Source organism: Acinetobacter sp. ANC_7511, from assembly GCF_056779975.1.
This window is the reverse complement of sequence record NZ_JBWYIY010000004.1, coordinates 93,631-119,625: the sequence shown is the minus strand read 5'-3', so window position 1 is coordinate 119,625 and position 25,995 is coordinate 93,631. Positions and strand designations below refer to the sequence as shown.

Annotated in this window: 25 protein-coding genes; 12 read left to right on the top strand and 13 right to left on the bottom strand. The window is 38.2% G+C overall.

The window, feature by feature from the left end; all coding sequences use genetic code 11:
• Positions 1 to 258: 258 nt before the first annotated feature.
• Both dapD and queE read left to right on the top strand, forming a co-directional pair.
• Positions 259 to 1,080 (top strand): 2,3,4,5-tetrahydropyridine-2,6-dicarboxylate N-succinyltransferase, encoded by an 822-nt coding sequence (dapD, locus tag AC1M9L_RS04065; protein WP_035267212.1) that lies wholly within the window; start codon positions 259 to 261, stop codon positions 1,078 to 1,080.
• 110 nt (positions 1,081 to 1,190) lie between these two features.
• On the top strand, positions 1,191 to 1,901 hold the full coding sequence (gene queE / locus AC1M9L_RS04060; RefSeq protein ID WP_092767073.1) for a 7-carboxy-7-deazaguanine synthase QueE: 711 nt from the start codon (positions 1,191 to 1,193) through the stop codon (positions 1,899 to 1,901).
• A gap of 73 nt (positions 1,902 to 1,974) precedes the next feature.
• On the opposite strand, the gene AC1M9L_RS04055 is transcribed toward queE, so the two are convergent.
• Entirely contained in the window at positions 1,975 to 2,850 is an 876-nt protein-coding gene (locus AC1M9L_RS04055; RefSeq protein ID WP_481591410.1) for a hypothetical protein, read from the bottom strand.
• A 277-nt stretch (positions 2,851 to 3,127) separates the two neighbouring features.
• Here AC1M9L_RS04055 and queC point away from each other — a divergent pair, with 277 nt between their 5' ends.
• The 3 genes from queC to AC1M9L_RS04040 all read left to right on the top strand — a co-directional run bounded on the left by queC (position 3,128) and on the right by AC1M9L_RS04040 (position 4,774).
• A complete protein-coding gene (queC, locus tag AC1M9L_RS04050) occupies positions 3,128 to 3,796 on the top strand; it encodes a 7-cyano-7-deazaguanine synthase QueC (protein ID WP_180028449.1) in 669 nt (222 codons plus the stop codon).
• Positions 3,797 to 3,812: 16 nt separating this feature from the next.
• On the top strand, positions 3,813 to 4,226 hold the full coding sequence (locus AC1M9L_RS04045; RefSeq protein ID WP_481590297.1) for a hypothetical protein: 414 nt from the start codon (positions 3,813 to 3,815) through the stop codon (positions 4,224 to 4,226).
• An 86-nt stretch (positions 4,227 to 4,312) separates the two neighbouring features.
• Positions 4,313 to 4,774, top strand: a complete 462-nt coding sequence (locus tag AC1M9L_RS04040; RefSeq protein ID WP_481591409.1) for a peroxiredoxin — start codon at positions 4,313 to 4,315, stop codon at positions 4,772 to 4,774.
• Positions 4,775 to 4,831: 57 nt separating this feature from the next.
• Here AC1M9L_RS04040 and AC1M9L_RS04035 read toward each other — a convergent pair whose 3' ends face one another.
• Positions 4,832 to 6,988: a TonB-dependent receptor gene (locus tag AC1M9L_RS04035; RefSeq protein ID WP_481591408.1), complete on the bottom strand. Its 2,157-nt coding sequence runs from the start codon at positions 6,986 to 6,988 to the stop codon at positions 4,832 to 4,834.
• Between the two features lie 132 nt (positions 6,989 to 7,120).
• Entirely contained in the window at positions 7,121 to 7,723 is a 603-nt protein-coding gene (locus AC1M9L_RS04030; RefSeq protein ID WP_481591407.1) for a LysE/ArgO family amino acid transporter, read from the bottom strand.
• Positions 7,724 to 7,824: 101 nt separating this feature from the next.
• On the opposite strand from AC1M9L_RS04030, the gene AC1M9L_RS04025 reads away from it, so the two are divergent.
• Positions 7,825 to 8,706 carry a LysR family transcriptional regulator ArgP gene (locus tag AC1M9L_RS04025; RefSeq protein WP_481591446.1) on the top strand — a complete coding sequence of 294 codons (882 nt, stop codon included), beginning with the start codon at positions 7,825 to 7,827 and terminating at the stop codon, positions 8,704 to 8,706.
• Positions 8,707 to 8,733: 27 nt separating this feature from the next.
• Here the strand turns inward: AC1M9L_RS04025 and AC1M9L_RS04020 are convergent, their stop codons facing one another.
• Positions 8,734 to 9,291, bottom strand: a complete 558-nt coding sequence (locus AC1M9L_RS04020; RefSeq protein WP_481591406.1) for a YceI family protein — start codon at positions 9,289 to 9,291, stop codon at positions 8,734 to 8,736.
• 32 nt (positions 9,292 to 9,323) lie between these two features.
• Positions 9,324 to 9,905, bottom strand: coding sequence for a nicotinate-nicotinamide nucleotide adenylyltransferase (locus AC1M9L_RS04015; protein WP_481591405.1), 582 nt, complete (start codon positions 9,903 to 9,905; stop codon positions 9,324 to 9,326).
• 103 nt (positions 9,906 to 10,008) lie between these two features.
• Between AC1M9L_RS04015 and AC1M9L_RS04010 the strand changes: the two genes are divergently transcribed.
• The 4 genes from AC1M9L_RS04010 to AC1M9L_RS03995 all read left to right on the top strand — a co-directional run bounded on the left by AC1M9L_RS04010 (position 10,009) and on the right by AC1M9L_RS03995 (position 13,955).
• Entirely contained in the window at positions 10,009 to 10,809 is an 801-nt protein-coding gene (locus tag AC1M9L_RS04010; protein ID WP_481591404.1) for an enoyl-CoA hydratase-related protein, read from the top strand.
• A gap of 56 nt (positions 10,810 to 10,865) precedes the next feature.
• Complete coding sequence (locus AC1M9L_RS04005; RefSeq protein ID WP_481591403.1) at positions 10,866 to 11,615, top strand: nitroreductase family protein; 750 nt, start codon at positions 10,866 to 10,868, stop codon at positions 11,613 to 11,615.
• A gap of 188 nt (positions 11,616 to 11,803) precedes the next feature.
• The gene (locus tag AC1M9L_RS04000; protein WP_481591402.1) at positions 11,804 to 12,811 is read left to right on the top strand and encodes a DUF6670 family protein; all 1,008 of its coding nucleotides are present in this window, start codon (positions 11,804 to 11,806) and stop codon (positions 12,809 to 12,811) included.
• Between the two features lie 124 nt (positions 12,812 to 12,935).
• Positions 12,936 to 13,955, top strand: coding sequence for a helix-turn-helix domain-containing protein (locus AC1M9L_RS03995; protein ID WP_481591401.1), 1,020 nt, complete (start codon positions 12,936 to 12,938; stop codon positions 13,953 to 13,955).
• A 6-nt stretch (positions 13,956 to 13,961) separates the two neighbouring features.
• On the opposite strand, the gene AC1M9L_RS03990 is transcribed toward AC1M9L_RS03995, so the two are convergent.
• Together AC1M9L_RS03990 and AC1M9L_RS03985 are read right to left on the bottom strand one after the other, a co-directional pair.
• Complete coding sequence (locus AC1M9L_RS03990; protein ID WP_481591400.1) at positions 13,962 to 14,276, bottom strand: NGG1p interacting factor NIF3; 315 nt, start codon at positions 14,274 to 14,276, stop codon at positions 13,962 to 13,964.
• Positions 14,269 to 15,177 carry a LysR family transcriptional regulator gene (locus tag AC1M9L_RS03985; protein ID WP_481591399.1) on the bottom strand — a complete coding sequence of 303 codons (909 nt, stop codon included), beginning with the start codon at positions 15,175 to 15,177 and terminating at the stop codon, positions 14,269 to 14,271. The genes AC1M9L_RS03990 and AC1M9L_RS03985 overlap by 8 nt, the downstream gene beginning before the upstream one ends.
• Positions 15,178 to 15,336: 159 nt before the next feature.
• On the opposite strand from AC1M9L_RS03985, the gene AC1M9L_RS03980 reads away from it, so the two are divergent.
• A complete protein-coding gene (locus tag AC1M9L_RS03980; RefSeq protein WP_481591398.1) occupies positions 15,337 to 17,079 on the top strand; it encodes an FAD-dependent monooxygenase in 1,743 nt (580 codons plus the stop codon).
• A 62-nt stretch (positions 17,080 to 17,141) separates the two neighbouring features.
• Here AC1M9L_RS03980 and AC1M9L_RS03975 read toward each other — a convergent pair whose 3' ends face one another.
• Entirely contained in the window at positions 17,142 to 17,426 is a 285-nt protein-coding gene (locus tag AC1M9L_RS03975; RefSeq protein WP_481591397.1) for a hypothetical protein, read from the bottom strand.
• Positions 17,427 to 18,127: 701 nt separating this feature from the next.
• Here AC1M9L_RS03975 and AC1M9L_RS03970 point away from each other — a divergent pair.
• Complete coding sequence (locus AC1M9L_RS03970; protein ID WP_481591396.1) at positions 18,128 to 18,604, top strand: hypothetical protein; 477 nt, start codon at positions 18,128 to 18,130, stop codon at positions 18,602 to 18,604.
• Between the two features lie 87 nt (positions 18,605 to 18,691).
• On the opposite strand, the gene AC1M9L_RS03965 is transcribed toward AC1M9L_RS03970, so the two are convergent.
• From AC1M9L_RS03965 to pstB, 5 genes are all read right to left on the bottom strand, one after another.
• Positions 18,692 to 18,799, bottom strand: a complete 108-nt coding sequence (locus AC1M9L_RS03965) for a KGW motif small protein (RefSeq protein WP_373687177.1) — start codon at positions 18,797 to 18,799, stop codon at positions 18,692 to 18,694.
• A 420-nt stretch (positions 18,800 to 19,219) separates the two neighbouring features.
• Positions 19,220 to 19,342: an abortive infection family protein gene (locus AC1M9L_RS03960; RefSeq protein WP_481591445.1), complete on the bottom strand. Its 123-nt coding sequence runs from the start codon at positions 19,340 to 19,342 to the stop codon at positions 19,220 to 19,222.
• 494 nt (positions 19,343 to 19,836) lie between these two features.
• The gene (gene purL, locus AC1M9L_RS03955) at positions 19,837 to 23,670 is read right to left on the bottom strand and encodes a phosphoribosylformylglycinamidine synthase (protein WP_481591395.1); all 3,834 of its coding nucleotides are present in this window, start codon (positions 23,668 to 23,670) and stop codon (positions 19,837 to 19,839) included.
• A gap of 230 nt (positions 23,671 to 23,900) precedes the next feature.
• Positions 23,901 to 24,947: a M20/M25/M40 family metallo-hydrolase gene (locus AC1M9L_RS03950; RefSeq protein WP_481586385.1), complete on the bottom strand. Its 1,047-nt coding sequence runs from the start codon at positions 24,945 to 24,947 to the stop codon at positions 23,901 to 23,903.
• 116 nt (positions 24,948 to 25,063) lie between these two features.
• Positions 25,064 to 25,987 carry a phosphate ABC transporter ATP-binding protein PstB gene (pstB, locus tag AC1M9L_RS03945; protein ID WP_035267112.1) on the bottom strand — a complete coding sequence of 308 codons (924 nt, stop codon included), beginning with the start codon at positions 25,985 to 25,987 and terminating at the stop codon, positions 25,064 to 25,066.
• Between the last annotated feature and the right edge of the window lie 8 nt (positions 25,988 to 25,995).

The window sequence follows — 25,995 nt, the reverse complement described above, 5'->3', positions numbered from 1 at the left end:
ATGTGTTCGACTCGGAAGCATCTTAATGGAGATTTCAAAGCTGGTTAATATTCAAATTGATGCTTTTTTGTTATTTTTTGATACAATTTTGATTTAGTTGTTGTTTTATAAATAATTTGCACTTAAGTCTTTTATTAACTTTTATTAACATACTTATAAAGAATAGTCATTATTGTCGGACATTTTTTCAGGATTAATTGTAATTTTTATAATCAATTTAGTGTAAAATCTTGGAAATTTTTTTTGGAAGAGAAGATTATGTCTCAGCTTTCGTCAATCATCGAACAAGCGTTTGAAGATCGTGCAAACTTCACAGCTACAGATTGCCCTGCTGAAATCCGCCAAGCAGTCGAGGAAGCAATTGCTGGCTTAGATAATGGTTCATTACGTGTTGCTGAAAAGATTAATGGTGAATGGGTTGTTCATCAATGGTTAAAAAAAGCTGTTCTATTGTCATTCAAACTCAATGATAATAAACCAATCGAATCATGCGATCTCCAATTCTATGACAAAGTAGACACTAAATTTACAGGTTGGACTGAAGAGCAATTTAAAGCAGCTGGTGTACGTGTTGTACCGCCTGCAGTTGCACGCAAAGGTTCTTATCAAGCTAAGAATGTTGTGCTTATGCCATCTTATGTCAATATTGGAGCTTATGTTGACGAAGGTACAATGGTTGATACATGGGCGACTGTAGGTTCATGTGCGCAAATTGGTAAAAATGTTCACCTTTCTGGTGGGGTTGGGATTGGCGGTGTACTCGAACCTCTTCAAGCGAACCCTACGATCATCGAAGACAATTGTTTTATCGGTGCACGTTCTGAAATCGTTGAAGGTGTAATCGTTGAAGAAGGTTCAGTGATTTCAATGGGTGTTTACATTGGTCAATCAACTAAGATTTATGACCGTGAAACAGGTGAAATTCACTACGGTCGTGTTCCAGCTGGTTCAGTGGTAGTTTCTGGTAGCCTTCCTTCTAAATGCGGTAAATACAGCTTGTATGCTGCAATTATCGTGAAAAAAGTCGATGCTCAGACTCGTGCTAAAACAAGTTTGAACGACTTATTACGCGCTGACTAATTTTTTTATACTTTATAGTATTTGGAGTTACACTCCCCATCTCTACGGTTAGTAATAATCGTAGAGATTTTTCTTTTATATAATCTCTATTTTAGTTTGGTTTTGTCGATATGAGTAATTTGCGATCTTCCGCTATTCCTGTTTCTGATCCGTCTGCGGGGTTACGTATTACGGAGATCTTCTATTCATTACAAGGTGAAGCCAACACTTCAGGCTTACCTACAGTGTTTATACGCTTAACAGGTTGTCCACTGCGTTGTACTTATTGTGATACCACCTATTCTTTTGAAGGCGGTGAACGTCAGTCTTTAGAGGATATTATCCAGACCACGCTTGATTTTAAAACACCTTATATTTGTGTTACTGGTGGTGAACCATTAGCCCAACCCAATGCATTACCGCTCATGGAGCGTCTAGCAGATTTAGGCTGTGAAGTTTCACTTGAAACGAGTGGAGCGCTAGATGTTTCAAAAGTGGATCGTAGAGTTTCTAAAGTCTTAGATTTAAAAACACCAACTTCAGGTGAAGACTCACGTAATTTAATGAGTAATTTAGACCATTTAACTCAACATGATCAGATTAAATTTGTCATATGCAATCGTGAAGATTATGAATGGTCTAAACAACAAGTGAATCAATATGAATTGCACAAGCGTGTAAGTACAGTTTGGTTCTCACCTGCGTTTGCTGTAGAAAAAGGTGCTGCAAAGTTACCGCAACTTGCGCGTGATTTAGCACAATGGATCTTAGAGGATCACTTACCAGTTCGTTTCCAGCTTCAATTACATAAGTTGCTCTGGAATGACGAAACAGGTCGTTAAAATGTAACAAATAGCTCAAATTAAAAACAGTACAGCACTTTTTGTACTGTTTTTTTTAAGAGAAAATGATCTTTTAGTGCGCTGACACTTTAACGGTCGTGCCATTTAAATTAATCCCTTTCATTGAAATATCGCCAATTTTATTATTTATTGATGATGCGTCTCCAACGCCTACTCCCCATAACATTGCATTAAAGCCATTTTGATCTCCAAGACGATTTATTTTGAGTTCCAGTCCATCTGTACGTATCGAACCTGCAACATCGAAATCAAGATTATTGATGCCGAAACGCCCTGGTTGAGTATTTTTTAAATTAATAAATTCTATTCCGAATGCGCCACCACCATCATGATCGTGGACTTTGAAGCCCTCTAAACGTAAGCCGTCTTTAAATATTCCATTCAGTTTTAAAAGACTGCCTTGAGGTGCTGAACCGAGCTGAATATTGGTAGAGAGATTGGATACATAAAATTTCATATTATCCATTATTTTAACGGGGTCACTATAGCCTCGTCCTGTTGGACTAACTTGACCCGATTTACCAACCCAAATATCACCGGTATTAATAATAATATCTTCAGGAACAAATACACCTAAATTCAGAAAAGGGCCTGTAGTACTACTCCCTCCTTGAGCATCGATTTTTAAGGTAATACTAATATCTGCCGAACCAGAAGAAAGTGATAATGGATTCTTACTACGTCCATTCGCTGTACCGTAAATTAAGGCACCTGCTTTTGTGTTTCCTTCGTTGTAATCTGGCCCGAATCCACTGTTATCGTGCCAAATCAAATCAGCTTGAATGGGTCCACCTGGTAAAAGGCTAATCGTAATACCATCTTGTGCTGCATATGTTGACAATTCTTGATCTGAAAGCTCCTCAAATGCAAAAGAATTTGTACTGATCAACGCAGCAGTGGTTAAAATTAAAGTATTAATTTGATTCATTTTCATTCCGTAAAAATTATTTTTGTAAGTTTTAATCAAGTGTTTGTTAAATTATATTTAATATTTAAACAAAAACAACAACTGTTTAAACTTTATTCGACTTAAAAGAGAGTTTTATCTCATCTTCTAAAACGAACATTTCGCGTTCTTTATAATGATCTCATTTAGTTTTGTGACTTATGCAGATCTATATATTCAAAAAATTTATACCCCATTATTCTTTATATAATCAGTTATAATTCATTTTTTATTTACTTTAATTTTTTGGAGTTCTCCTATGCGCCCTCGTGCCATTGTATTGTTATCAGGTGGTTTAGACTCAACGACTTGCTTGGCTTGGGCGCAAGCACGCTATGAATGTATCGCTTTAAGTTTTATGTATGGTCAACGCTCAACAACTGAATTGGATGCTGCACGTAAACTGACACAACAAGCAGGCGTTGAACATCGCGTGATTAATATAGATTTGGGTAATTTAGGTGGTTCTGCATTAACTGATCATTCCATTGATGTTCCTGATCAAGAACAAGAAGGGATCCCTGTCACTTATGTTCCAGCACGTAATACGATTTTCCTGTCTTATGCACTTGCAGCAGCAGAAGTGTTTGACGCAGAAGCCATCGTAATTGGAATTAATGCGGTAGATTATTCTGGTTATCCAGATTGTCGACCAGAATTTATTGAAGCATTTGCCAATATGGCAAGATTAGCGACAAAAGTAGGTGTTGAAGGAAAACCTCTTAAATTTGAAACACCTTTACTACAATTATCCAAAGCAAATATTATTCGCTTAGGCATCGAACATGGCGTAGACTACAGTCAAACGGTGTCATGCTATCAAGCAGATGACCAAGGACGAGCTTGTGGAAAATGCGACAGCTGTCGTTTGCGTAAACAAGGTTTTGCAGATGCTGGCGTTGAAGACCCAACTCGTTATATACCGTAATAACAGGGTGCCATATATGAAAAATTTAAAATCAAACATTATTCTTTCAGCGATTGTTTCTGCTGCAGCACTTTTCGGTTCTGCGGCTCAAGCAAATGAGCCGAATAATAAAATGCAGCAAGCCTACAAAAGTACTAACGTAAAATCTGCACTGATTAATGTTTGTAAGGAAGAAACTGCTAAAGGGAACAAGCTTTCTGCTACTGAAGTCAGCAAATATTGTACATGTGCAATTGAAGCAGACGGCAAGCTCACTAATGCTCAAAAATGGGAAATCCAAAGTGCGATTAACCAAAAGAAAAGCCCTTCTACTTTAGCTATCGTGAAGAAACAGAACGCTGATCTTCAAGCATGCTTCGGCCCACAGTTAACGTCTAAGCTACAGTCGTTAACAGAGGAAGCAATGAAAGCAGCACAAGCTAAAAAATAATCGCAGTTAACATAAGATAGCCACCTCGTGTGGCTATTTTTTTGAATTCCCCTATAAATGTAGTGACAACTTTTAAGGAAATTATAATGTCAACGGAAACGATTAGTTTACCCAATCAAACATTCCCAACGACTACAGGTTCTGTGAATTTAACTGAGTTGAATACAGATTGGCTCATCATTTATTTTTATCCAAAAGATTCAACACCTGGGTGTACAACGCAAGCTGTTGGTTTTTCATGTTTGAAAGATCAGTTTGATGCGCTTCATACCTCTATTTTCGGTGTTTCTAGAGACTCAGTAAAAGCCCATCAAAACTTCACCGAAAAGCAAGCTTTAACAATCGATTTGATTAGCGATAAAGAAGAAGTGCTTTGCCAACACTTTGATGTGATTAAAGAGAAAAATATGTATGGAAAAAAAGTGATGGGGATTGAGCGCTCAACTTTTATTTTTCATCAAGGTAAACTCGTTAAAGAATATCGTAAAGTCAAAGCTGCAGGGCATGCTGAACAAGTGCTTGAAGATTTAAAAGCTTTGCAAAACTAATAAAAAAACCCACGATTGACGTGGGTTTCATCTACTTATAATTTTTTTTAACTACAATTAGAAATCAAAGCTTACGCCAAGTTTATAAGTTCTTGATCCACCAATCAGCGCATAATTCGAGTTAAAAGCACCTTCCCAATATTTTTTATCTGTAATGTTATCAACATTAGCTAAGAACGTCGTATTCACGCCACCAAGCTTGGTCTTATAACGTGCACCTAGATCGATGACAGTATAATCTGGAAGTTGCAAGGTATTGGTATCATTTAAATACTGTTCGCTGACATAACTTGCTCTGGCATTTAAATTTAATCCTTCGAGTTGTGGGACATCATAATCCACCCCAAGCGTTGCAGTAAAATCAGGTACACCAAAAACTTGATTTCCTTGATTCATTTGAGCTTTGGAATATTTTGCATCAATATAAGCCATACTTCCCATTAGGTTTAAATCTTCAGTAATCGCTCCAGAAAATGACCACTCGATGCCGCGTGATCGAGTTTCAGCACCATCTGTTGTAATTTGATTAATTTTTACACCATTTTCTGTATAAGGTTCAATCGACTTGCTCATCGTGCTTGGTTTTTCAATTTGATAAAGTGCCAGCGTATTCAGCCAAGTTCCATGCTGATGTTTTGCACCTAACTCATATTGCTTCGTCACAAACGGCGCAAAAGTGACTTTGTCGTTTGCATCATTGACATTATCAACGGTCGATCCTTCTGATAAACCTTCTACATAGCTTGCATATAGTGATAAGTCTTCACCAAAAGGTTTAACGACGATCCCTAAACTTGGTGAAATACGGTCTTCTTGGTAATTTTTTTTGGTCTGTAAATTATTCGTTTCAATATCTTGATAACGAGCGCCTACAATCAATTGAAGCTGATCATTCAATAATGAAATTTGATCAGTCAATGTATAACTGATGTACTTATTATCTGCTAAAGGTGCAATTTCTGGACGCTGTAAAGGCATATTGCCTTCTTTACTTGGGTCATAAAGATTGGTATTAAAATCTACAGGAGGAGCTCCACGTCCTTTATGTTGATCCGATTTTTTATTTAAATAATCTGCACGCAATCCAACATTATGCTGTATTCCAGCAGTATCAAATTTTCCTTCAACCCCAATGTGTGCTGTTTTATTTTTTTCATTTGCACCCACTCGGTAATATTGGGAAGAGGCATCGCCGTCCTCATTCTTTACGATCATTCGTGTACCGAATAAATGACCATCATATGATTTTTCAGCATATCCTAGACCAGCAAAGGTTTTCAAATAGGGAGAAAATTGATATTCACCTGATAAGCCAGCAAATTTACTGTCAGAATTCCCTTCTAACCACGGAAAATAGTTTTGGTCACCTTTAGGCGGTGCAATGACTTTGTTAACTGTATCTTTTCCACCCAGTGCAACCATTGTTGGTGACCCACCATCGCGATTTTGCTTAATAGCATAACTATCAAAATTAATTTTAAGTTTATCCGTGGTGTAATCCGCAGCGATGGAACCAAGAACTAGGCGATCATTCATATCATTAATGATATGTTCACCATCACCATATGCACCATTGACCCGAACACCAAACTCACGGTTTGCACCAAATCGTCTTGAGACATCAATACCTGATTGATAGTAGCCGCCATCTTGGTATTGTGTGTTTAGTCTTGTCATGTCTTGGTCAGCGCGTTTAGAGTTGGCAATGACCACACCACCAACGCCTCCATTCGGTGCCATACCAGCGACAATTGCATTTGGTCCTTTCAAAACTGTCACTGATTCTAAAAATTCAGTCGGCACTTTTCCGTATGGTGCAATACCATAAAATCCGTTGTAGTTCATATCCTCATGATTTAAGTCAAAACCACGAATTTTGAAGTTTTCGTTTAAATGACCTTGATTTGTCGTCAGTCGAATACTGGCATCATTTTTTAAAACATCACCTACGGTGGATGCCTGTCTTTCTCGTATTAATTGCTCCTCATATTGCATTACAGTGAATGGTGTATCGATTAATTTTTTTTCACCTAAAGCACCCAACTTAGATACATTGCTTAATTTTCCATCTGCATAAGCATTAATCGCTTCAGCTTGTGTTGTAATCGTAGGAAGTTGGTTTTGATCATTTGCCCATGTGATAGTCGCTATACCGCCACTCATCATAAGAACACTTACAGATTGAGAGAGTAATTTGGTACTGTAATTTTTCATTTTCGGAACAATTAATAATAATGAGAATCATTATTATATGATTCTCATTATTATCTTTATGTGAGTTTTTGTTCATTAAATGTTGTCATCTAATCGACGTACAAGCTTTAGAGGAATTTATCTAATCAATATTCATATAATTAAGTGATAGGCGATGTACCACATGATTAAAGCAATCAAAATATCCAAGACTTGCCATGCGCGGGGATTGTGAAAGTAAGCTGATAGATATTGCGCACCAAAACCCAAACTAAAGAAAAATAACCATGATGCCGTGATCGCACCTATGGCAAACGATAATAAGTGATCTTCAAATTGCGTCGATATTGCGCCTACAAGCACGACAGTATCTAGATACACATGGGGATTCAGCCATGTGAATGCCAAGCAAAAGAGAATAATTTTAAACCATGAAACAGCCGTATGATGATCAAGACACATCGATTTTTTGGTCGAAAATGCTTGATAAAAATGATGGGCACCATATACCACTAGAAATGCAGCACCACCCCATTGTGCATACGTCATTATTTGTGGATGGCCTGAGATAAACTTCCCAAATCCAAATACGCCAGCCAAAATTAGAAGTGAGTCTGAAAAGGCACAAATGAGGCAAATGGATAAAACATATTCTTTTTTTAAGCCCTGTTTAAGCACAAAAGCATTCTGAGCACCTATCGCCATAATCAAACTTAAACTCGTTACAAAGCCATTAAACAGTACGAATAAAGACATAAAACACCTAATATTTATCATTAGGCGGATTATGAACAATTCAATCTTAAATTGAGTATTATTAAATTAATATTAAGTTCATTAAGTTTTATTAAATCATGATTTTCAATTATAAAGACTGTGTCGCGTTTATCACCGTGGCGGAAACTGGAAGTTTTGATCTGGCTGCTAAAAAGCTTTGTCTCTCTGCGGCTGCAATTACTCTTCGAATCCAACAATTAGAACGGCAGATTGGGCAAACTTTAATCCTGAGAGAACGACCTTGTCGTGTGACACATTCAGGTGAAATATTGCTTGAACATTTATTAAGGCAAAAGCGTCAAGAAGAAAATGTTCTGCAGCTTATTCAGGGAAAAAGTCAAAATTCTGAGTTTTATAAAATTATCATTGGAACGAATGCAGATTCATTAGAAACTTGGCTTTTGCCTGCGATTGCTGAAAAGTTAATAGAGCATAAAATCACAATACAACTTCGAATAGATGATCAGGATCATACGCATCAATTAATGGAATCAGGCTATGTAAATGCATGTATAAGCGCTGAATCCCAACCCATGACAGGTTGCCACTCAGAATTTTTGTTCACGATGCGTTATCAAATGGTGTGTACGCCAGAATTCAAATTAGCATGGTTTAAAAACGGACTAAATCGCGATTCCTTTCGCCGTGCGCCTGCGGTCATCTTTAATGATAAAGATCATTTACATGAAACGGTTCTACTCAATCAATTTGGATTACCGCAATCTAGTTATCCATATCATTATGTCCCCTCCTCAAAGTCATTTGTCGATGCAATCCAACTCGGTTTAGGCTATGGCATGGTGCCTGAACTGCAAATTCAAGACTTACTCGATCAAGGACAATTGATTTGTTTGTTGCCTGAGGCAACACAAGACGTTGATCTATATTGGCATCATTGGAAACAGCAGTCCCCACAACTCAAACATATTACTGACATACTCATGACATTAAAAAAGCAGTGATTGAATCACTGCTTTCTTTTTATCGATTTAGTTGGCTTTCCATTGCCCTTCAAGCTTGATATTCACTTTTTCGCCAATTCCACCAATCGCTTTGCGCATACCAAAATCACTACGGTTGATGACTGTTGAAGATTGCACATTCAACACATTTGGATTCGATGCATTTGGAGTTAAAGTTGTCTCAAATGAAACTGGACGTGTCACACCACGCATAGTGAGTTGTCCATCAAATTTGTATTTATTATTTCCTAAAGCACGAATTTGATTACTTTGAAAGGTCACAGTTTTATATTTGCTTGCATGAAAGAAACTGTCACCAAAGACCATATCCTTTAAAGAGTTTTTGCTCAGTTTAAGGCTATTCACATCCATCACAAATTTAGCTGAACCTTGATTAGGCTGTGCCGGATCAAAATTCATCTGTGATTGATATTTTTGAAATTGCCCATTTACAATCGACATTCCTGCAGATCGGATATCAAAGCTGATCTTACTGCTAGGTGATAGTGTCCATGTTTGCGCTTGAGCAAAAACAGAAGCAGACAATAGCACTGTGGCCAAACTCATTTGTGTAATAGTACGCACGATTTCCCTCGGTTTTCTTGTGTTAAACACAATCATTCAATTGATTCACTCAAACTTGTACTGTCTTGACGTTGGTATTTAGTTTTCAGTTGTTGGTAAATTTCTAAATTTTGAAACGCTTGTAAAAATTGAATGGTTCCGTGGGGAAGTTCTTTTTCCATAATTTCCCCCCGATAGTATGCTTCACGAAGTGGTGTTGCAGAAATTGCACCTTTTAAACTATCTAGTTCCAACATCTCCCATTCTGGGAAAAATTTGAGGTAATAGGATGAGTCATCTTTAAAGTGACCTATTAAGCCGACTTGATCACTTGGCTGTACTACATCCGCCACTAAAGATTTGACCAATTTTTGCCATTTTTCATCATTATAAACATCAATGACGTGTACAAATTTGATTCTTGCCTGTTGATCAGGAGAAAAGTTAGACAAAATCATCTGTTCACGTTCAATGGCTAAAAATGGATTTTTTATATTCCGCTCTAATTGAGCAGAACCAAGCGCTAAAATAACGTTCTGGCTATGCGTCAGCGCAATTTTAATGGTTTCCATATGTGCCAAATGAAAAGGCTGAAAACGTCCGATATAAACCAAATAATCAAATTTATAATTCATCGCCAAGTCACGTTTATGAACTGATCAGTTATGTCACTCTTCGCCAGAATACGACATAATAGATTTCATAAAATCTATATTAATTGAAAGCAAGGATAGTACGATGTCATTAAGTTGTATTCAACAACCTCATGAGCATTTAAATGCAAAATTAGAAGAAGGTGTGCTGACCTTGGCGATTAATCGTCCTAAAGCCAAAAATGCATTATACGGCGAATTATACCTCTGGATCGCTAAAGCCCTTGATGAAGCAGACAAAGATCAAGCTGTTCGTGTGGTCATTTTACGTGGCGAAGATGCGGATTTCAGTGCTGGTAATGATATGCAAGACTTCATGAAATCTGCGGCGATGAAAGATCAAATTCGTCCAGAAGATGGTCCTCCTTTTGTGCTTTTAAAATCTGCTGCTAAATTTTCTAAACCACTGATTGCTGCGGTACGTGGTGTCGCAATTGGTATTGGCGTAACGATCTTATTGCATTGTGACTTAGTTTATGCAGATAACACTGCTTTGTTCCAAATTCCATTTGTAAGCTTAGGTCTTTCACCTGAAGGCGCATCTAGTAAATTACTAGCACGTCAAGCAGGTCATGTGAAAGCAGCAGAACTTTTATTAACTGCTGATAAATTCGACAGTGAAAAAGCATTGGCTGCAAACTTGATCAACAGTATTGAATCTGACGTTTATGCAATTGCCGCTCAAAAAGCCACTCAACTGGCTTCACTACCACTTGCTTCTCTCGTGCAATCTAAAGCCTTAATGAAACATGATGTTGATGAGATCGTGTCCTGGATTGATCATGAAGCAGTAATCTTTATGGGGCGCGTCGGTTCTCCAGAAATGATGGAAGCTGTACAAGCTTTTATGCAAAAACGTAAACCTGATTTCACACAATTTAATTAAGCTAAAAGATCCGAGTCTCACGACTCGGTGAATACTCTCTATCTAAGGAATGGATCATGACGACTGAAAAAAAACGCTACTACGAACCTGCACCACAAGGCATTGATGTTGAAAATTTCAAAAAGGTCGTGACCAGTCGTCGATCTGTTCGGAAGTTTACAGGAAAACCTATACCGTCTGATATCCTCGATCAATGTTTAGATTTAGCACTCTTGGCCCCTAATTCATCTAACTTACAACCTTGGACTTTTTATGTTGTCCAAAATCCTGAAAAGAAACAAAAGATTGTAAAAGCGTGTCTAAATCAATGGGCTGCGCGCACAGCGGCTGAATTGATTGTCTGTGTCGCACGTACAGATCGAATTAATGAAATGGCAAAGCTGAATATTCAAGAATTTCCATTTCCTGAGATTCCTCCACTCGTCAAAAAATATTACACCTATATTCCACTGAATTATAAAACGGGTTACTTCAATGCCTTAGGTCATTTCAAAAAGGTGGCTTTTGGTGTTGCACGTCGTTTAGATAAACAACTTCCTGTGACAGCGTTTCAACCATCAGATGCTGTACTTTGGGCAACTAAAACAACGGCTCTTGCCTGTGAGAACTTAGTACTTGCTTTGCGTGCCTATGGATTTGATAGCTGCATGATGGAAGGTTTCGATGAGCCTATGGTTCGTAATATTCTCAATCTGAACGATCAACAACATGTCGTAATGGTGATTGGCGCAGGTGAACGTGCAAAAGATGGTGTCTTCTTCCCGCAGTATCGTTTTGATCGCCAACTTTTTATTGAAACAGTCTAATTTTCATAACTGTTTTAAAGTGATCTAATCCTCTCCATGAGCTCTGTCAGCACAAAATATTTTTACTAAGGATGTCTTGTGTTGACAAATCACTTCACCCTACCGATGATAGATTGTCAAAAATTTTCCTCTGTGATCTTCTAGACTTCATGCTATAGACATAAAAATAGCAATGAGGTTTGTCAGATATGCCAATTTCACTTCCGAAAAGCATCGTCAACGCAATTGATCAATCAGCACTAGTTAATGGGCAGCCACTAGACCCTCAGATTCCAACACATACCCCTCAAGCCAAATACACCACCGTACACTATAGAATTATGGTGCCAAACTTAGTCGCACCTTTTCACTTTCTGAATATGATTGCGATTATTGGACAGCCTAATGTGCGAATCTTTAGTAATCCTCATATCGTGAAAACAACACCACTTGATACTGCAAACCTGTTAGTTGGTACAGCCGTCGCCAATAATCAGCAGTTCAAAGGGTATTCTGTTACCCAAGAATGTAATTTCTCTAGCCATGGTCGACATCTTGAATTTGCCAATGACTTAACTATTGATGTGAATGGCAAGCAAGTGATTGCATCACGTCAAGGTCATGATTTTAATTTTGAGCTTGAACTCACCATGACAGATAAAATCGCACATTTTGTCAAACTTCGTGGTGGCTTATACGATCATTGGTCTATTTTATGCCAATACAAAGGACATATTGAGTTTCGTGGTGAAAACACAGAGATCTCTGGTCTATGTACCTATGAATATGCACGTGGAGCCAATATTCCTCTGCCAATTCAATTCTTTACCTATCAAATTTTAAATATTGATGAGCACACACAAGTTCTATTTGTTGACACGCATGGAGCTGGTTTAGTGTTACAACGTCGGGTCTATGTTCGTGGTGTCAATGACCATGGTGGCATCTATGAAGCTGGTTTGAAATCTGTGGTAAATGAATACCTTGATCCCGTAACATCACCCAATGGTATTCGAATGCGATTACCTAAACGCCTTTCTTGGCAAGTAAATGACCATTCAGGGCAATGTTTAATTCAGATTGATGCGATCTCAAATAATGACTACCAATTTGGCATGACGGGTGGCTATGCGGGTAGTTATGAATATAAAGGTCAGTTTAAAGGCAAAGCAATTGATGGTAGAGGTTATATTGAGTATATCGACCCAATCAATTAATTTAATTTTTTAGCATATTAGACATGATGTCCTGATCTCACATTTTCGGGGCATTTTCTGACCTAGAGCTGAGCATTTGATTCACTTAAATTAAACTGTCTTGCTCAATGCTAGGTTCAGAATAATGACAGCGATACTACGCAACGATGCGGGTTTATTCCCTTGGTTGGTTTATGAAACCCTACATAAAATGGGTCATAATGCCGATCAGATTTATGGTAATGTCGATTCTCAAGGTGTATCACGTCACAAACCCCACCCTGAAATGCGTTATGACAACCGTCTACAATTTCAGTTTTGGCAAGATGCCGCACGTATCAGTCATGATCCACTTATTGGATTACACGTAGGGCAACAACTTCCCCCTTTTCGTGGTCAAATTTTTGAATATGTATTTATGAGTAGCGCTAAATTTGGTGAAGCGCTTTCTTTCTTATTAGAACATTATCGCTATTTTAGTTCAGCTTTAGACATAGGATTACATGTCAAAGGCGAAGATGCTTATCTGTTTGGCTTTGAGCATGAGTCACCTCATTATCTGCATTGTGTGATATCGATCGTGTTGTCATTTTTGCATCATGTTAGCAAAGGCAAATTTAAGCCCACAGCCATTTGGCTCACCCATCATCAACCAGATTCATCACCTTTTGAACACGCCTGGAAAAGCCCTGTAAAGTTCAATATGCCACAAGGCTGTATTCAATTTTCAACCGCTTTACTTGACCATCCTTCAGATAATGCTGAACCTTTATTATTTGACTTACACCGTCAAGCAATTATTCAGAAGCTATCATGGGTTGAATGTCACGAACTGATCTTTAAGATACAAATACTGCTGCCTCAACAACTACAGCGCCGTGAATATCGTATTGAAGATATAGCCCAACAATTAAACTGTTCAGTCCGTCAGATACGCCAACAACTTAAAGCTTTAGGCACGACCTACGAAAAACTATTACATGATTTTAGAAAAAAATTGGCACGTGACTTGGTCTTAAATACCGAGATCAGTAGTGATGAAGTGGTCTTTTTAACTGGCTTTTCAGAGATCTCTGCCTTTTCACGAGCATTTAAGGAATGGACAGGAGAATCCCCTTCTCAATATCGTAAGCGGATTCAACAAAAACAATCTGTGCCTGTTTAGCTCAGGCTATTCAACATCAATCAATTGAAGAAACTCGAAAGCCGGTTCTTCATAAGGATGACTGGCTTTTAATGCACGTGCCACTTCTATGGCTTTATCTTCAGGCACAATAGTTTCTACACGCCACTCTTCAACTTGTTCAAGCTCTCCGACTTGACCTATAAATGGTTGAGCCCCATTGACAGGTTTAAATTGACCTAAGCCCTTGACCTGCCAAGCGCATTGCTCATAATCACCGATCCCGCCTGCACCTGCTTCAAATACTGCCTGTTTCGTCAACTCTAGATGTGATTCTGGTACAAAATAGATCAGTTTAAGCATGAATAACCTCTTCCACTCTTTTCCGCTCTGTTGTCATTTGCATAAGGGCTTCAGTAATCATTTTCAATGCAATATTGTTTGAATGACGATGATAATTCGCATATAGACCAAGCTGTGGTAATTGCTCATCTGTTTTCACAATTTTGATATTATGATTTAAAAACTTCAGGAGGTATTCGGGAGCAAAACTAAAGCCCATTCCCAAATTAATCAGATTGATATGCTGTAATACATTAGTCACCCACAGCATTTGATCATCCATCTTTTCGAAGGGAACTAGAACATTTAATTTGTCATAGAAAATTGGTGAAGCATTTTGTTCACACATGATGACTGATGAATTTTTTAATTCTTGTAGTTTCAATGTCCGTTCTGAAGGATGAAGATTGTCTGCAGCCACCAAATAAATTTGTTCTGTCAAAATATGGATATCTTCATAATCTGAATGATCCATTTTGTATCGAGTAAAACATATATCAAGTTCAGCATTTCTAAGTTTTTGTATTTGCTCAGTACAAGTCAAACTGTGTAAATGAATTTTAAGATTAGGAATATTCTTTCTTAACTGCACCAGAATGCTAGGCATCAGTTTCAGTTCAGCCACATTCAAAAATCCAATGTGAATCTGATTATTCTTTTGCTGAGCGACCTGTCTAGCTGCAGCTACAGCTTGCTTGGCATTGTCCAGCGTCAAAGCTGCGTATTTTAAAAATGCTTCCCCCTCATCAGTCAGTTTGACTTTACGAGTGGTCCGATCAAATAAAGTAACACCGACTTCCTGTTCAAGATCTTTAATTTGCTGACTGAGTGATGGTTGTGCGGTATAGAGCTTTTCGGCAGCTTTAGTAAAGCTTTGCTCTTGAGCAACAGTCATAAAATACCGTAAATGTCGTAATTCCATATCTCAATCAGCCCATCGTGCATAAGTGCACGTTCATTACTTTGAATTTTATATAGATCGATAGTTTATATGAATACGACTATAGATCACTGCACTTTTTTTCTAGACTGACTCAATTCAAAAACTCTCCCCATGTATTCAATTCATTTAGGAAAAAGCATGTCTCAACATTTTGACACTGATGTTCTTGTCATTGGTACTGGTCCTGCTGGTTCAACTCTGGGGCTTGCCCTTGCCAATTATGGCGTCAAAGTTCAATTGTTTACCCAGTTTAATTGGTTAGCCAACAGTCCTCGTGCACATATTACTAATCAACGTGCCATGGAAGTCCTCCGTGATTTAGGTATCGAAGAACAGGTGAAGGAAATCGCAACACCTTGGGAACACATGGGTGAAAGCCTGATCACAACCAGTTTAGTCGGCGAAGAAATTGCCCGTATCAGTGCTTGGGGCACAGGTGATGAGCGTCATGGCGATTATATCAAAGGAAGTCCATGCCCTTTAGTGGATCTTATCCAACCTAAAATGGAAGCGCTGCTCGTTAAAAATGCGGCAGAGCGTGGCGCTATTTTTAACTTCAATACTGAATATTTATCTCACGTACAAGATGAACACGGCGTGACTGCAACATTCCTCAATCATATTACCAATACCGAATTTAGTTTACGTGCAAAATACTTGGTGGGAATGGACGGTGCACGTTCAAAAGTTGTCGAACAATTGGGATTACCACTTGAAGGCGTGATGGCGCGAGCTGGTACAGTGTATGTGACCTTTAAGGCGGACTTATCTAAATATGTTCAGCACCGCCCTGCGATTTTGCAATGGATAGTCAATCCTGAAGCAAGTTTTGGTGATTTAGGTATGGGGCTATTGCGTGCCATCACCCCATGGAATGAGTGGATTATGGGTTGGGGCTTCGATATTTCTAAGGGCGAGCCTCAAGTGACTGCAGAGCAAGTTCGTGCACGTTTAGATGCTTTCGTTGGTGAGCATGTTGAAGATGTTGAAATTCAAAAATTGTCTTATTGGTACGTGAACCAAACATGGGCAACTGAATATTCGAAAGGTCGTGTATTCTGTGGTGGTGATGCAGTGCATCGTCACCCACCATCAAGTGGTCTAGGCTCAAACACCTGCATGCAAGATGCCTTTAATCTCGGTTGGAAACTTGCATATGCAGTTAAAGGTTGGTCTCAACCTACGCTTCTCGATTCTTATACCGTTGAACGTGCGCCTGTAGGTAAGCAAATTGTTGCGCGAGCAAACCAATCACGATTTGATTATAAACACCTCAAAGATGTTTTTGGTTTTGATCAAGGTGTAACAACCCAAAAGCAAATGCTGGAGCGTATTTTTGCTGAAAATGAACAAGGCGCTGAAATACGTACAAAACTCTACAATGCATTAGCAATTAAAAATTTTGAATTTAATGCTCAAGGTGTTGAACTGAATCAGCGTTATAGCTCAAATGCTGTCATCTCTGAATCAGAACCTGAAGTATTTAAACAAGACGATCAACTTTACCTACAAGCCACTACACGCCCTGGAGCAAAAGTACCGCATACTTGGCTCATCAATGCTAAAGGTCAAAAAGTTTCAACTCTAGATATTACGGGCAAAGGTCGTTTTACCTTACTCACAGGCCTCTCAGGCAAAGGCTGGAAACAAGCTGCTGAACAGCTTAATCTTGAGTATTTAGATGTCATTCAAATCGGTTCAAGAGATTATCGTGATGTCTATGGTACATGGAATGCGAAGTCTGAAATTCATGAATCTGGTGCTGTTTTAGTACGTCCAGATGGCTATGTTGCTTGGCGTTATCAAGACAGTACCAATGAATCTTTTGATTTTGAAAATACTTTGAGAGCAGTTCTGAAACAGATTCAATTGATCATTTAACTAATAAAAGCCACCAAACGGTGGCTTGCTAACTTGGATGAAATTTCATACGAATGTCAGCATCAGTGAAGAAAGGACTTTATGATGGTAGTCAAAATTTGTTGGATACGTTTATTTGAATCTTTATATCCGATATAAACGCAGCTTAGCTTGGTATTCCTTTGAGATGTTTCATCAAAACTCGGCTCACTCTCCCACTTTTCACCAAAGTATTTTTTAAGTTGATACAGTACAGTCGATGGGTGACCTTCAAAAATAAAATAATAAGCGCCTGATTCACTCTCTGAAGTTTTAATTGCTTGAAATGCAATTTTGATGACTCGCACACCATACTTTTTAAAGTTCACAGCAAAATCATCTCGAACCATATGTTTGGTTTTATAATTTTGATAAGCATAAACATCCTTATAAATATTATGGGCTAATTTTAATTCGTGGTTTGTCTGATTTACCTTAATTCCACGCTTTTTTGTTCATTAAGATCATTTGAAATTTGAAAGATTTGCGCTGACGCTTGACAGTTTAAAGAATTTAAATTCATCAGTTTATCATCTGTAATATTTGTTGGATAAGCATGACTGCACATAAGTGCCAAGCCTGTTAAGATCAATATTTTTTTCATAGTGACTATTCTAAAATCTAAAATTTATAAAACATTATAACCACGAACAATCTGATGACTTGATTGAGTTTTAAAGTTAAATAATAGTTACTCAGTTTAATTTTACAGGTATTTTTAAGCTCCAAATATATTTTTCATATAATTCAACAATTTAAAAAATATTTTACTCTACAAAATGCTTTATTTAATTGTTTATTGAAATAGTAGAATTAACTTATAGAGGGCTTTTGATAAAAATCTGCCTCACTACTTGTGAGTGACTGTTTGGATATATTCCGTTATTGAACAAAATAGTCATTATTAAGTTTTATTTATACAAATTATCATTAAAGCAAAAAAATTAGCTGAGTATTCAAAGGATTGTCACATTTCTTTCATATCATGACATGGTTCAATTATGAACATATTATAATGAAAGGAGTTTAAATGAATAAGTTAATTTTATCATCCCTACTTTTAGGTTTATCTGTTCCAGCGCTCGCTGACTTTAATTGTAACGGTGTAATTAAGAATAAAACCATTGATGACAATGTAAAAGTGACACAACCATGTACGCTTGATCAAGTTACAGTCAAAGGCAATGTAATGCTCTATTCAAATGCGCAAGTAACTATTTTAAATAGCACAATTGACGGTAACCTCGAATCTAAAGGAAATTTCGGTCAAGTGACGGCTAAAAACAATAGCATTGACGGCAATATTCAACTTGAAAAAGGCAAAACGATCCAACTGCACAATAACCGTGTAGATGGCAATATTGAACTTAAAGAAAATCGTTCAAGCATTCAGGTTACTGCAAATCAGGTCGATGGTAATTTAAAATGTGAGTCAAATAGCCAAACTCCAAAAGGCGGACAAAACCGCGTTAAGGGGGACAAAGAAGGACAATGTCGTAGCTTGTAATCATTTATTCGATCAGCATCAACTTAAAGATTCATGAACTGAGCTTTAAATTCGAATTTAAAGAAAGCCACCGTAAGGTGGCTTTTTTTACGCTGTTAAGAAATAACCTGCAATTAAAAATAGGATTTGAAGACTGGCCACAAAAGCGAATAGCTTCCAGCCTTTTTGCCTCAACTCGTGTTTGTTCAGTATCATCATTGTTTTGGTCATATCGTCACCTCATACCTGAGTTAAAAACGAACCGCATTAAATTCTTACTTATTATGGTTAGCTATATGTCCAATAAACACACTTGTCCTAACCTCTATATAAAAGCAAAAACCAAACCAAGTCCAGTGGGAGAAAGATTTTGAAACCAAGTCTATAAAAACAAAAAACCACCAAAATGGTGGCTGAATAAGCTCATGTTAGCGAATCTACATTTATTTTTCCATAAGGTAAATTTAAGATACTATTTAACAATGCTTTTTATTAATAAAATTATTCATTATTTTCTTTTAAGCTCCACGTTGAAAATAAAAAAACTGACATTGTTCCAGCTAAATTGACTGCCAATTCAGCATGACGCGATGCAGGCTTAAAATTCTTTTTGCCCTAACCATGTGCATCCCCTACTTAGTTTCTCAATGATCCTAAGCCTTCAATCACTGTACTACATCTTTCAAGAATCTGTTTAAAAGTTTGTTCTGTGTGTTGAGAAGGCGCTAAATTTAATTTTTTACTGACTAATCTATACAGTTGATTAATATCAGGATCAGTTACTCTCCGCTCTAGTGATTTCTGCCATATTTGATGAACATAATCAGAACTTAATTCTCAACTCCACTACTTGATCTTAGGGAGAAGTATTTCGTCTTTCTAAAACACTCAATAACTCTTTAAATTCTGAATAAATATAATTCTCACGTTCCACATAAGATTTAAAATCCCATTTAATTCTCGCTTCAAACTCATCTAAGGTATTTGTATCTTTAACAATAAATGGAATATAGCCATAAAATGTTTTTTTATCATCAATTCTTTTCTAAGCTCTTTAAATGCCTCTGAGGCACCTTTTTCCTAACTATCTGTAGCCCTAGCTATTAGCAATTCACGCAAGTGTAATACTTTTTCAATTAAACCAGGCATTTGAGAACTCTTTATTTGTTTTCAACTCAATTCTACATCTTCAAAACAATAATTTACTTATGAAAAAGCCACCTTATGGTGGCTTTTTCAATCTATTGATTTAATCAACCAATAAACTTACGAGCATTACGGAACATACGTAACCATGCACCATCTTGATCCCAATCTTCAGGTTTCCAAGAGTGCTGAATCGCACGGAAGTTACGCTCTGGATGAGGCATCATAATCGTTGCACGACCATCAGTAGATGTAACACCTGTAATTGCTTCAGGTGAACCATTCGGGTTCAATGGGTAATGTTGAGTTGGATTACCTTGGCTATCGACATAACGTAAAGTCACTTGATTACCCGCATTCAATGCAGCAATACAGCTGTCCGCTGCAACAACGCGACCTTCACCATGCGCCACAGCAATTGGTAAAATCGAACCTTCCATACCTTCTAACAGTACAGATTTAGATTTTTCAACACGAACGTTTACAGCTCGCGCTTCAAACATTTCTGATACGTTACGATGGAAACGTGGCCAGTTTTCAGCACCTGGAATGAGTGGAGCCAATTGAGACAACATTTGGCAACCGTTACAGATACCGAGTGAGAATGTTTCTTGACGGTTAAAGAATTTCTCAAATTGATCACGAAGTTTAGGATTGAACAATACTGACTTCGCCCAACCACCACCAGCGCCTAAAACGTCACCGTAAGAGAAACCACCACATGCCACTAAACCTTCAAATTCATCAAGGCTTACACGACCAGCGAGTAGGTCACTCATATGGACATCAATCGTATTGAAACCAACTTTGTCGAATGCAGCTGCCATCTCCACATGACCATTTACACCCTGCTCACGCAAGATTGCCATATTTGGACGACGTGTATTGATATACGGTGCTTCAATTTCTTCATTCAAATCGAATGTCGCTTTTGCAATAAGACCTTTATGATCTTTATTCGCAATTAGACTATATTCTTGATCTGCAGTTTCCACGTTGTCACGTAAACGTTGAATCTGATGTGACACTTCAGTCCACGCTTGTTGCAGTTCAACACGATCTAGCGTTAAACCATTGATCGTTAGCGTATCAGTAGTATTCACTGTACCAACGACACTGATCGCATCTTTTAAGCTTGATGCTGCGACTTCAGCTTGTAGTGCATCCCAATCAGCTTTAGCAATTTGTAATACCGCACCAATTTCTTCAGCAAATAAGCTTGCTACAGACTGATCTTCTAAAGCCACACCTAAGCGTGAAGCGAACATCATCTCTGCAACAGTTGCGATTAAACCACCATCACCGATGTCATGATACGCCTTAATTAAGCCACGGTTGTTCCAATCTTGTACCAATGCAAAGAATGCTTTGAAGTCATCGAAGCTATCTACATCTGGTGTCACAGAACCAATTGCTTTATACACTTGCGCAAGGATCGAACCACCTAGACGGAATTGACCTTTAGACAAATCAATACGTACAAGTACTGAATCTAAGTTTTTCAATTCTGGTGTTAATGTCTTACGCACATCAGTCACTGGTGCAAATGCTGTGATCACACCTGACATTGGAGAAGTTACAGACTTATCTTCACCTTCGTCATTCCAAGTCGTACGCATCGATAAAGAATCTTTACCTACAGGAATTGCGATGCCAAGCGCAGGACACATTTCCATACCGATGGCTTTTACACCTTCAAATAATGCTTGGTCTTCGCCTACTTGACCTGCTGCAGCCATCCAATTCGCAGACAATTTAATGTCGCTGATTTTCTCGATTTTTGCAGACATGATGTTGGTGATTGACTCAGCCACTGCTAAACGTGCAGATGCCGCAGGATTTAACAATGCTACAGGTGGACGTTCACCCATTGCCATTGCTTCGCCTGTGTAGCCCACTAAACTTGTTGTTGTTACCGCAGCATCCGCTACAGGCACTTGCCATGGACCAACCATTTGGTCACGTGCAACCATACCTGTAATTGAACGGTCACCAATGGTAATTAAGAATGATTTAGACGCAACTGTTGGGTTCTTAATCACACGGTAAATCGCATCTTTAAGATCAGTCACTTGTGCAGCATCAAAGTCATCACCGTGACGTTCGATACAGTCATACGCGCGGCTCATACGTGGCGTACCACCTAAGATCACTTGCATTGGTACATCAACTGGGTTGTTACCAAACAATGGATCTTCAACCGTTAAATGACGCGCTTCAGTCGCTTCACCTAATACGGCAAACGGACAACGTTCACGCGCACAGATAGATTCAAATAATTCTAATGAAGATGGACGGATCGCCAATACATAACGCTCTTGCGCTTCATTTGACCAAATTTCCATTGGCGCCATACCTGGCTCCAATGATGGTACTTTACGAAGATCAAGTTTTGCACCTAATTCGTGGTCATTTACCAGTTCAGGCATCGCATTTGAAATACCACCAGCACCTACGTCATGTACAGACACGATTGGGTTGTGGTCTTCCATACGCCAGCAAGTATCAATGACTTCTTGGCAACGGCGTTCCATTTCAGGGTTTTCACGTTGTACAGAAGCAAAGTCTAAGCTTTCGCCCATTGTACCGCTATCTACAGAAGAAGCAGCGCCACCACCAAGACCGATGAGCATTGCAGGACCACCAAGCACGATCAATAAATCGCCCGGTTGGATCGCATCTTTTTCAACGTGGTCAGGACGGATGTTACCGTAACCACCAGCAATCATAATTGGCTTATGGAAACCTTTTACATCACCATTTACATTTTGCTCAAATGTACGGAAGTAACCATTTAACGCAGGACGACCAAATTCGTTGTTAAATGCAGCACCACCCAATGGACCTTCAATCATAATTTGAAGTGGAGATGCCATACGAGATGGTTTACCGTAGTTTTCTTCCCATGGCTGTTCAAAGCCTGGAATATTCAAGTTAGATGTAGTGAAACCTGTTAAGCCTGCTTTTGGCTTACCACCACGACCTGTTGCACCTTCATCACGGATTTCACCGCCCGAACCTGTTGCCGCACCTGCAAATGGTGCAATCGCTGTAGGATGGTTGTGGGTTTCCACTTTCATTAAGATGTGGGCAGCTTGGCTCTTGTATTTATAAACATAATGACCATTTTCATCTTTTTTTGGATAAAAACGTTGCGTATCAAAACCAACAATCACTGAAGCATTGTCTTTATATGCTGACAATACATCTGTAGGTGATTCTTTATAGGTATTTTTAATCATTTGGAACAATGACAATGGTTGGACTTCTCCATCAATTGTCCATTCTGAACCAAAGATTTTATGACGACAATGCTCAGAGTTCGCTTGTGCAAACATCATGAGTTCAATGTCATGCGGATTGCGACCTAACTTGATAAATGCATCAGTTAAGTAATCAATTTCTTCATCCGATAAAGCAAAACCAAATTCAGAGTTTGCTTTTACGAGCGCTTCTTTACCTTGACCTAAAATATCAATCGAGTTCAGCGGTTTTGGCTCAGTTTCAGTGAATAAAGCAGCAGCATCGTCAATTTGATTGAAAACACTTTCTGTCATTCGGTCATGCAGAATTTGCTTAATTTCATTTGAAACGTCTTTTACACCCTTCAAAGTAAACAAAACACCGCGTTCAAGACGATGAACCGGTGTGTTGCAGTTCGCGAAAATATCGGTCGCTTTTGAAGACCACGGCGAAATTGTGCCTACGCGTGGAGTGACTAAGATTTGAATCTCATCTGTGGCTGCTTGGCGTAATTCAAATGACGCACCATCATTTAGAAGCTGTAAAGCTGATTGCTGTTGTTGCTCGTTGAGCGCTTGGTCGAATAAATAAACCCATTGACTTTCTATTGATTGAACCGAACTAATTGACTGTAAACGAGTTAATAGTTGCGTTTGCTTAAAAGAAGAGTGTGCTGGTGCACCGGCCACGATAAACATGCTGATTTTGGCTCCACGGGATGGTCTTTTGAACCATGCCACAATGTGACTTGAAGAGAGCGCATATTCTACTGTGTATTGCAAAATTCAGCTAGATAGCAAAACTGCTTTAAGACATATTTTCGATCGAGTTTACGAATAAATCTTTTTTATTCAGTAAAAAAAATTGAATTGCACCCTATGATGCAATTCAAATGAGATACGCCTAAATAATTCTTCAGTCATCTCAACTATTGAGTGTTGGTGACTTTTAACAGATGTTGAATCGCCTCTAGAGCCATAATCATAGATTTTGGATCAACTAAATCCTTGGTATCACAAGCTTGGTGATAACATGGCGCAAAATCTAAAATTATCTCCCCCTCGTTTGCACCTGGACGTTCTTGTTCATTAAATAAAATGATCGATGTGACCGGCACTTTTCCTAGAAATGGTGATGTGTCGCTTGCTGTTAAAGTGGTGATGTCTTCTTTGATCGTTAAGTTCTTTGCTTTAAAGAATGATTTTAAATGTTCTTCAAGCGCAGTATCTTCTGGATGACTAGGTAAAGACTTTAAGCCATCAATCATTGGTTTATAGTCAGATTCAGATAATCCAGCAGACTTAAACTGGGCTTCTAAATCTTTTAATGAAGATTTATCTACATCAGCAACCAAAATATTCGGATTTTTTGTACCGACCATATCAACATTGATATAAGCCTTTATTCCCTTCAGCTGTTCAGGTGTCATTTTAGCAACAAAATCTTGCGAACCTCCGATACCATCTTCTTCAGAATCCCAAAATGCAAGGTAAATTGTATTTTGAGGATGATTTTCAGATTTTGAATAATGTTGTAATAGCTCTAATAGAACGGCTACACCTGTACCATTATCATTGATCCCAGGCCCTGTGGTCACAGAATCATAATGTGCACCGATTATCGTAGCTAAATCAGGATTTTTACCTTTGATTTCGATAATAATATTCTGACCTACGAGCTTATTACGATTTTCAAACGGCAACATCTGAGCGTGCAAACCAGCTTTTTTTGCCTCTTCAATAATATAGGTTGCAGTTGCCTTACCACCATCCGTTCCAACTGCGCGATTACCGCCATGAGCTGCTGCAATATCTTCTAAGGCACTAAGATGACTCATGAGACGTTGTTCGATCAAATTCGAAGTATTGATTTGCGTGGTTACTTGTTGATTTTGATTTGGTGTATGTGAGCAAGCACTCAACATAAAAATACTGGTCATTAATGCTGTTAAACAAAGTATTTTTTTCATTGTCATGTGGATATCAGTTTATTAAGAATTCCATTTTAGAGAAAAACCTTATTCCATCCACAGATTTTTGTAATAAAAAAAGAGCCCGAAGACTCTTTTTATTTATGTTTCTAAATTTTTAATTAACCAAATCGACCCGTAATATATGCCTCAGTCAATTGATGATCAGGTTGAGTAAATACTTTTTCTGTCGAATTCACTTCAATCAAATCACCTAAATGGAAATAGGCAGTACGGTCTGATACACGTGCAGCTTGTTGCATTGAGTGCGTAACGATTGCAATAGTATATTGTGTTGAAAGCTCAGCGATTAACTCTTCAACTTTAGCCGTAGCAATTGGGTCAAGTGCTGAACAAGGTTCGTCCATTAAAATCACTTCTGGCGAAACTGCAATAGTTCGAGCAATACATAGACGTTGCTGTTGACCGCCTGATAAACCAGTTCCAGGCTGATTCAAACGATCCTTAACTTCATCCCACAAGCCCGCTTTACGTAAACTATTTTCAACGATCTCTTCTAAATCATATTTGTCACGTGCTAAACCATGGAGTTTAGGTCCGTATGCAACGTTTTCAAAAATTGATTTTGGGAATGGGTTTGGCTTTTGGAACACCATACCCACTTGCGCACGAAGTAGTACTACGTCGAGATTAGGATCATAAATGTCTTGATTATCCAACATGACTTTACCCGTTACCCGACAACTATCTATCGTGTCGTTCATACGATTTAAAGTACGTAGGAATGTTGACTTACCACATCCAGATGGACCAATAAAAGCAATCACTTCATTTTGGTAAATATTAAGATCAATGCCTTTAATCGCTTCAGATTCACCATAATAAACATGAACATCAGTTGTACTCAGTTTTACAACATCCGATTTTGCTTCTTTTTTATTTTCGCTTTGCGTGTCAAATTGTGAAACAAACGAAGTTGACGTTTTTTGATTTGCATCTTGAGATGTAAATTGTGTTTGATCTGAATTCACTGATTGATCCTTTTTTAAGGAATTTTGAGTTACTTGCGAAGTTACTGTATTCATATTTTGCT

Excerpts from the sequence above, each read along its gene's own strand:
- dapD (WP_035267212.1), top strand. The coding sequence starts at position 259 with ATGTCTCAGCTTTCGTCAATCATCGAACAAGCGTTTGAAGATCGTGCA.
- queE (WP_092767073.1), top strand. The coding sequence starts at position 1,191 with ATGAGTAATTTGCGATCTTCCGCTATTCCTGTTTCTGATCCGTCTGCG.
- AC1M9L_RS04055 (WP_481591410.1), bottom strand. The coding sequence starts at position 2,850 with ATGAATCAAATTAATACTTTAATTTTAACCACTGCTGCGTTGATCAGT.
- queC (WP_180028449.1), top strand. The coding sequence starts at position 3,128 with ATGCGCCCTCGTGCCATTGTATTGTTATCAGGTGGTTTAGACTCAACG.
- AC1M9L_RS04045 (WP_481590297.1), top strand. The coding sequence starts at position 3,813 with ATGAAAAATTTAAAATCAAACATTATTCTTTCAGCGATTGTTTCTGCT.
- AC1M9L_RS04040 (WP_481591409.1), top strand. The coding sequence starts at position 4,313 with ATGTCAACGGAAACGATTAGTTTACCCAATCAAACATTCCCAACGACT.
- AC1M9L_RS04035 (WP_481591408.1), bottom strand. The coding sequence starts at position 6,988 with ATGAAAAATTACAGTACCAAATTACTCTCTCAATCTGTAAGTGTTCTT.
- AC1M9L_RS04030 (WP_481591407.1), bottom strand. The coding sequence starts at position 7,723 with ATGTCTTTATTCGTACTGTTTAATGGCTTTGTAACGAGTTTAAGTTTG.
- AC1M9L_RS04015 (WP_481591405.1), bottom strand. The coding sequence starts at position 9,905 with ATGAATTATAAATTTGATTATTTGGTTTATATCGGACGTTTTCAGCCT.
- AC1M9L_RS04010 (WP_481591404.1), top strand. The coding sequence starts at position 10,009 with ATGTCATTAAGTTGTATTCAACAACCTCATGAGCATTTAAATGCAAAA.
- AC1M9L_RS04005 (WP_481591403.1), top strand. The coding sequence starts at position 10,866 with ATGACGACTGAAAAAAAACGCTACTACGAACCTGCACCACAAGGCATT.
- AC1M9L_RS04000 (WP_481591402.1), top strand. The coding sequence starts at position 11,804 with ATGCCAATTTCACTTCCGAAAAGCATCGTCAACGCAATTGATCAATCA.
- AC1M9L_RS03995 (WP_481591401.1), top strand. The coding sequence starts at position 12,936 with ATGACAGCGATACTACGCAACGATGCGGGTTTATTCCCTTGGTTGGTT.
- AC1M9L_RS03990 (WP_481591400.1), bottom strand. The coding sequence starts at position 14,276 with ATGCTTAAACTGATCTATTTTGTACCAGAATCACATCTAGAGTTGACG.
- AC1M9L_RS03985 (WP_481591399.1), bottom strand. The coding sequence starts at position 15,177 with ATGGAATTACGACATTTACGGTATTTTATGACTGTTGCTCAAGAGCAA.
- AC1M9L_RS03980 (WP_481591398.1), top strand. The coding sequence starts at position 15,337 with ATGTCTCAACATTTTGACACTGATGTTCTTGTCATTGGTACTGGTCCT.
- AC1M9L_RS03970 (WP_481591396.1), top strand. The coding sequence starts at position 18,128 with ATGAATAAGTTAATTTTATCATCCCTACTTTTAGGTTTATCTGTTCCA.
- AC1M9L_RS03965 (WP_373687177.1), bottom strand. The coding sequence starts at position 18,799 with ATGATACTGAACAAACACGAGTTGAGGCAAAAAGGCTGGAAGCTATTC.
- purL (WP_481591395.1), bottom strand. The coding sequence starts at position 23,670 with ATGTTTATCGTGGCCGGTGCACCAGCACACTCTTCTTTTAAGCAAACG.
- AC1M9L_RS03950 (WP_481586385.1), bottom strand. The coding sequence starts at position 24,947 with ATGACAATGAAAAAAATACTTTGTTTAACAGCATTAATGACCAGTATT.
- pstB (WP_035267112.1), bottom strand. The coding sequence starts at position 25,987 with ATGAATACAGTAACTTCGCAAGTAACTCAAAATTCCTTAAAAAAGGAT.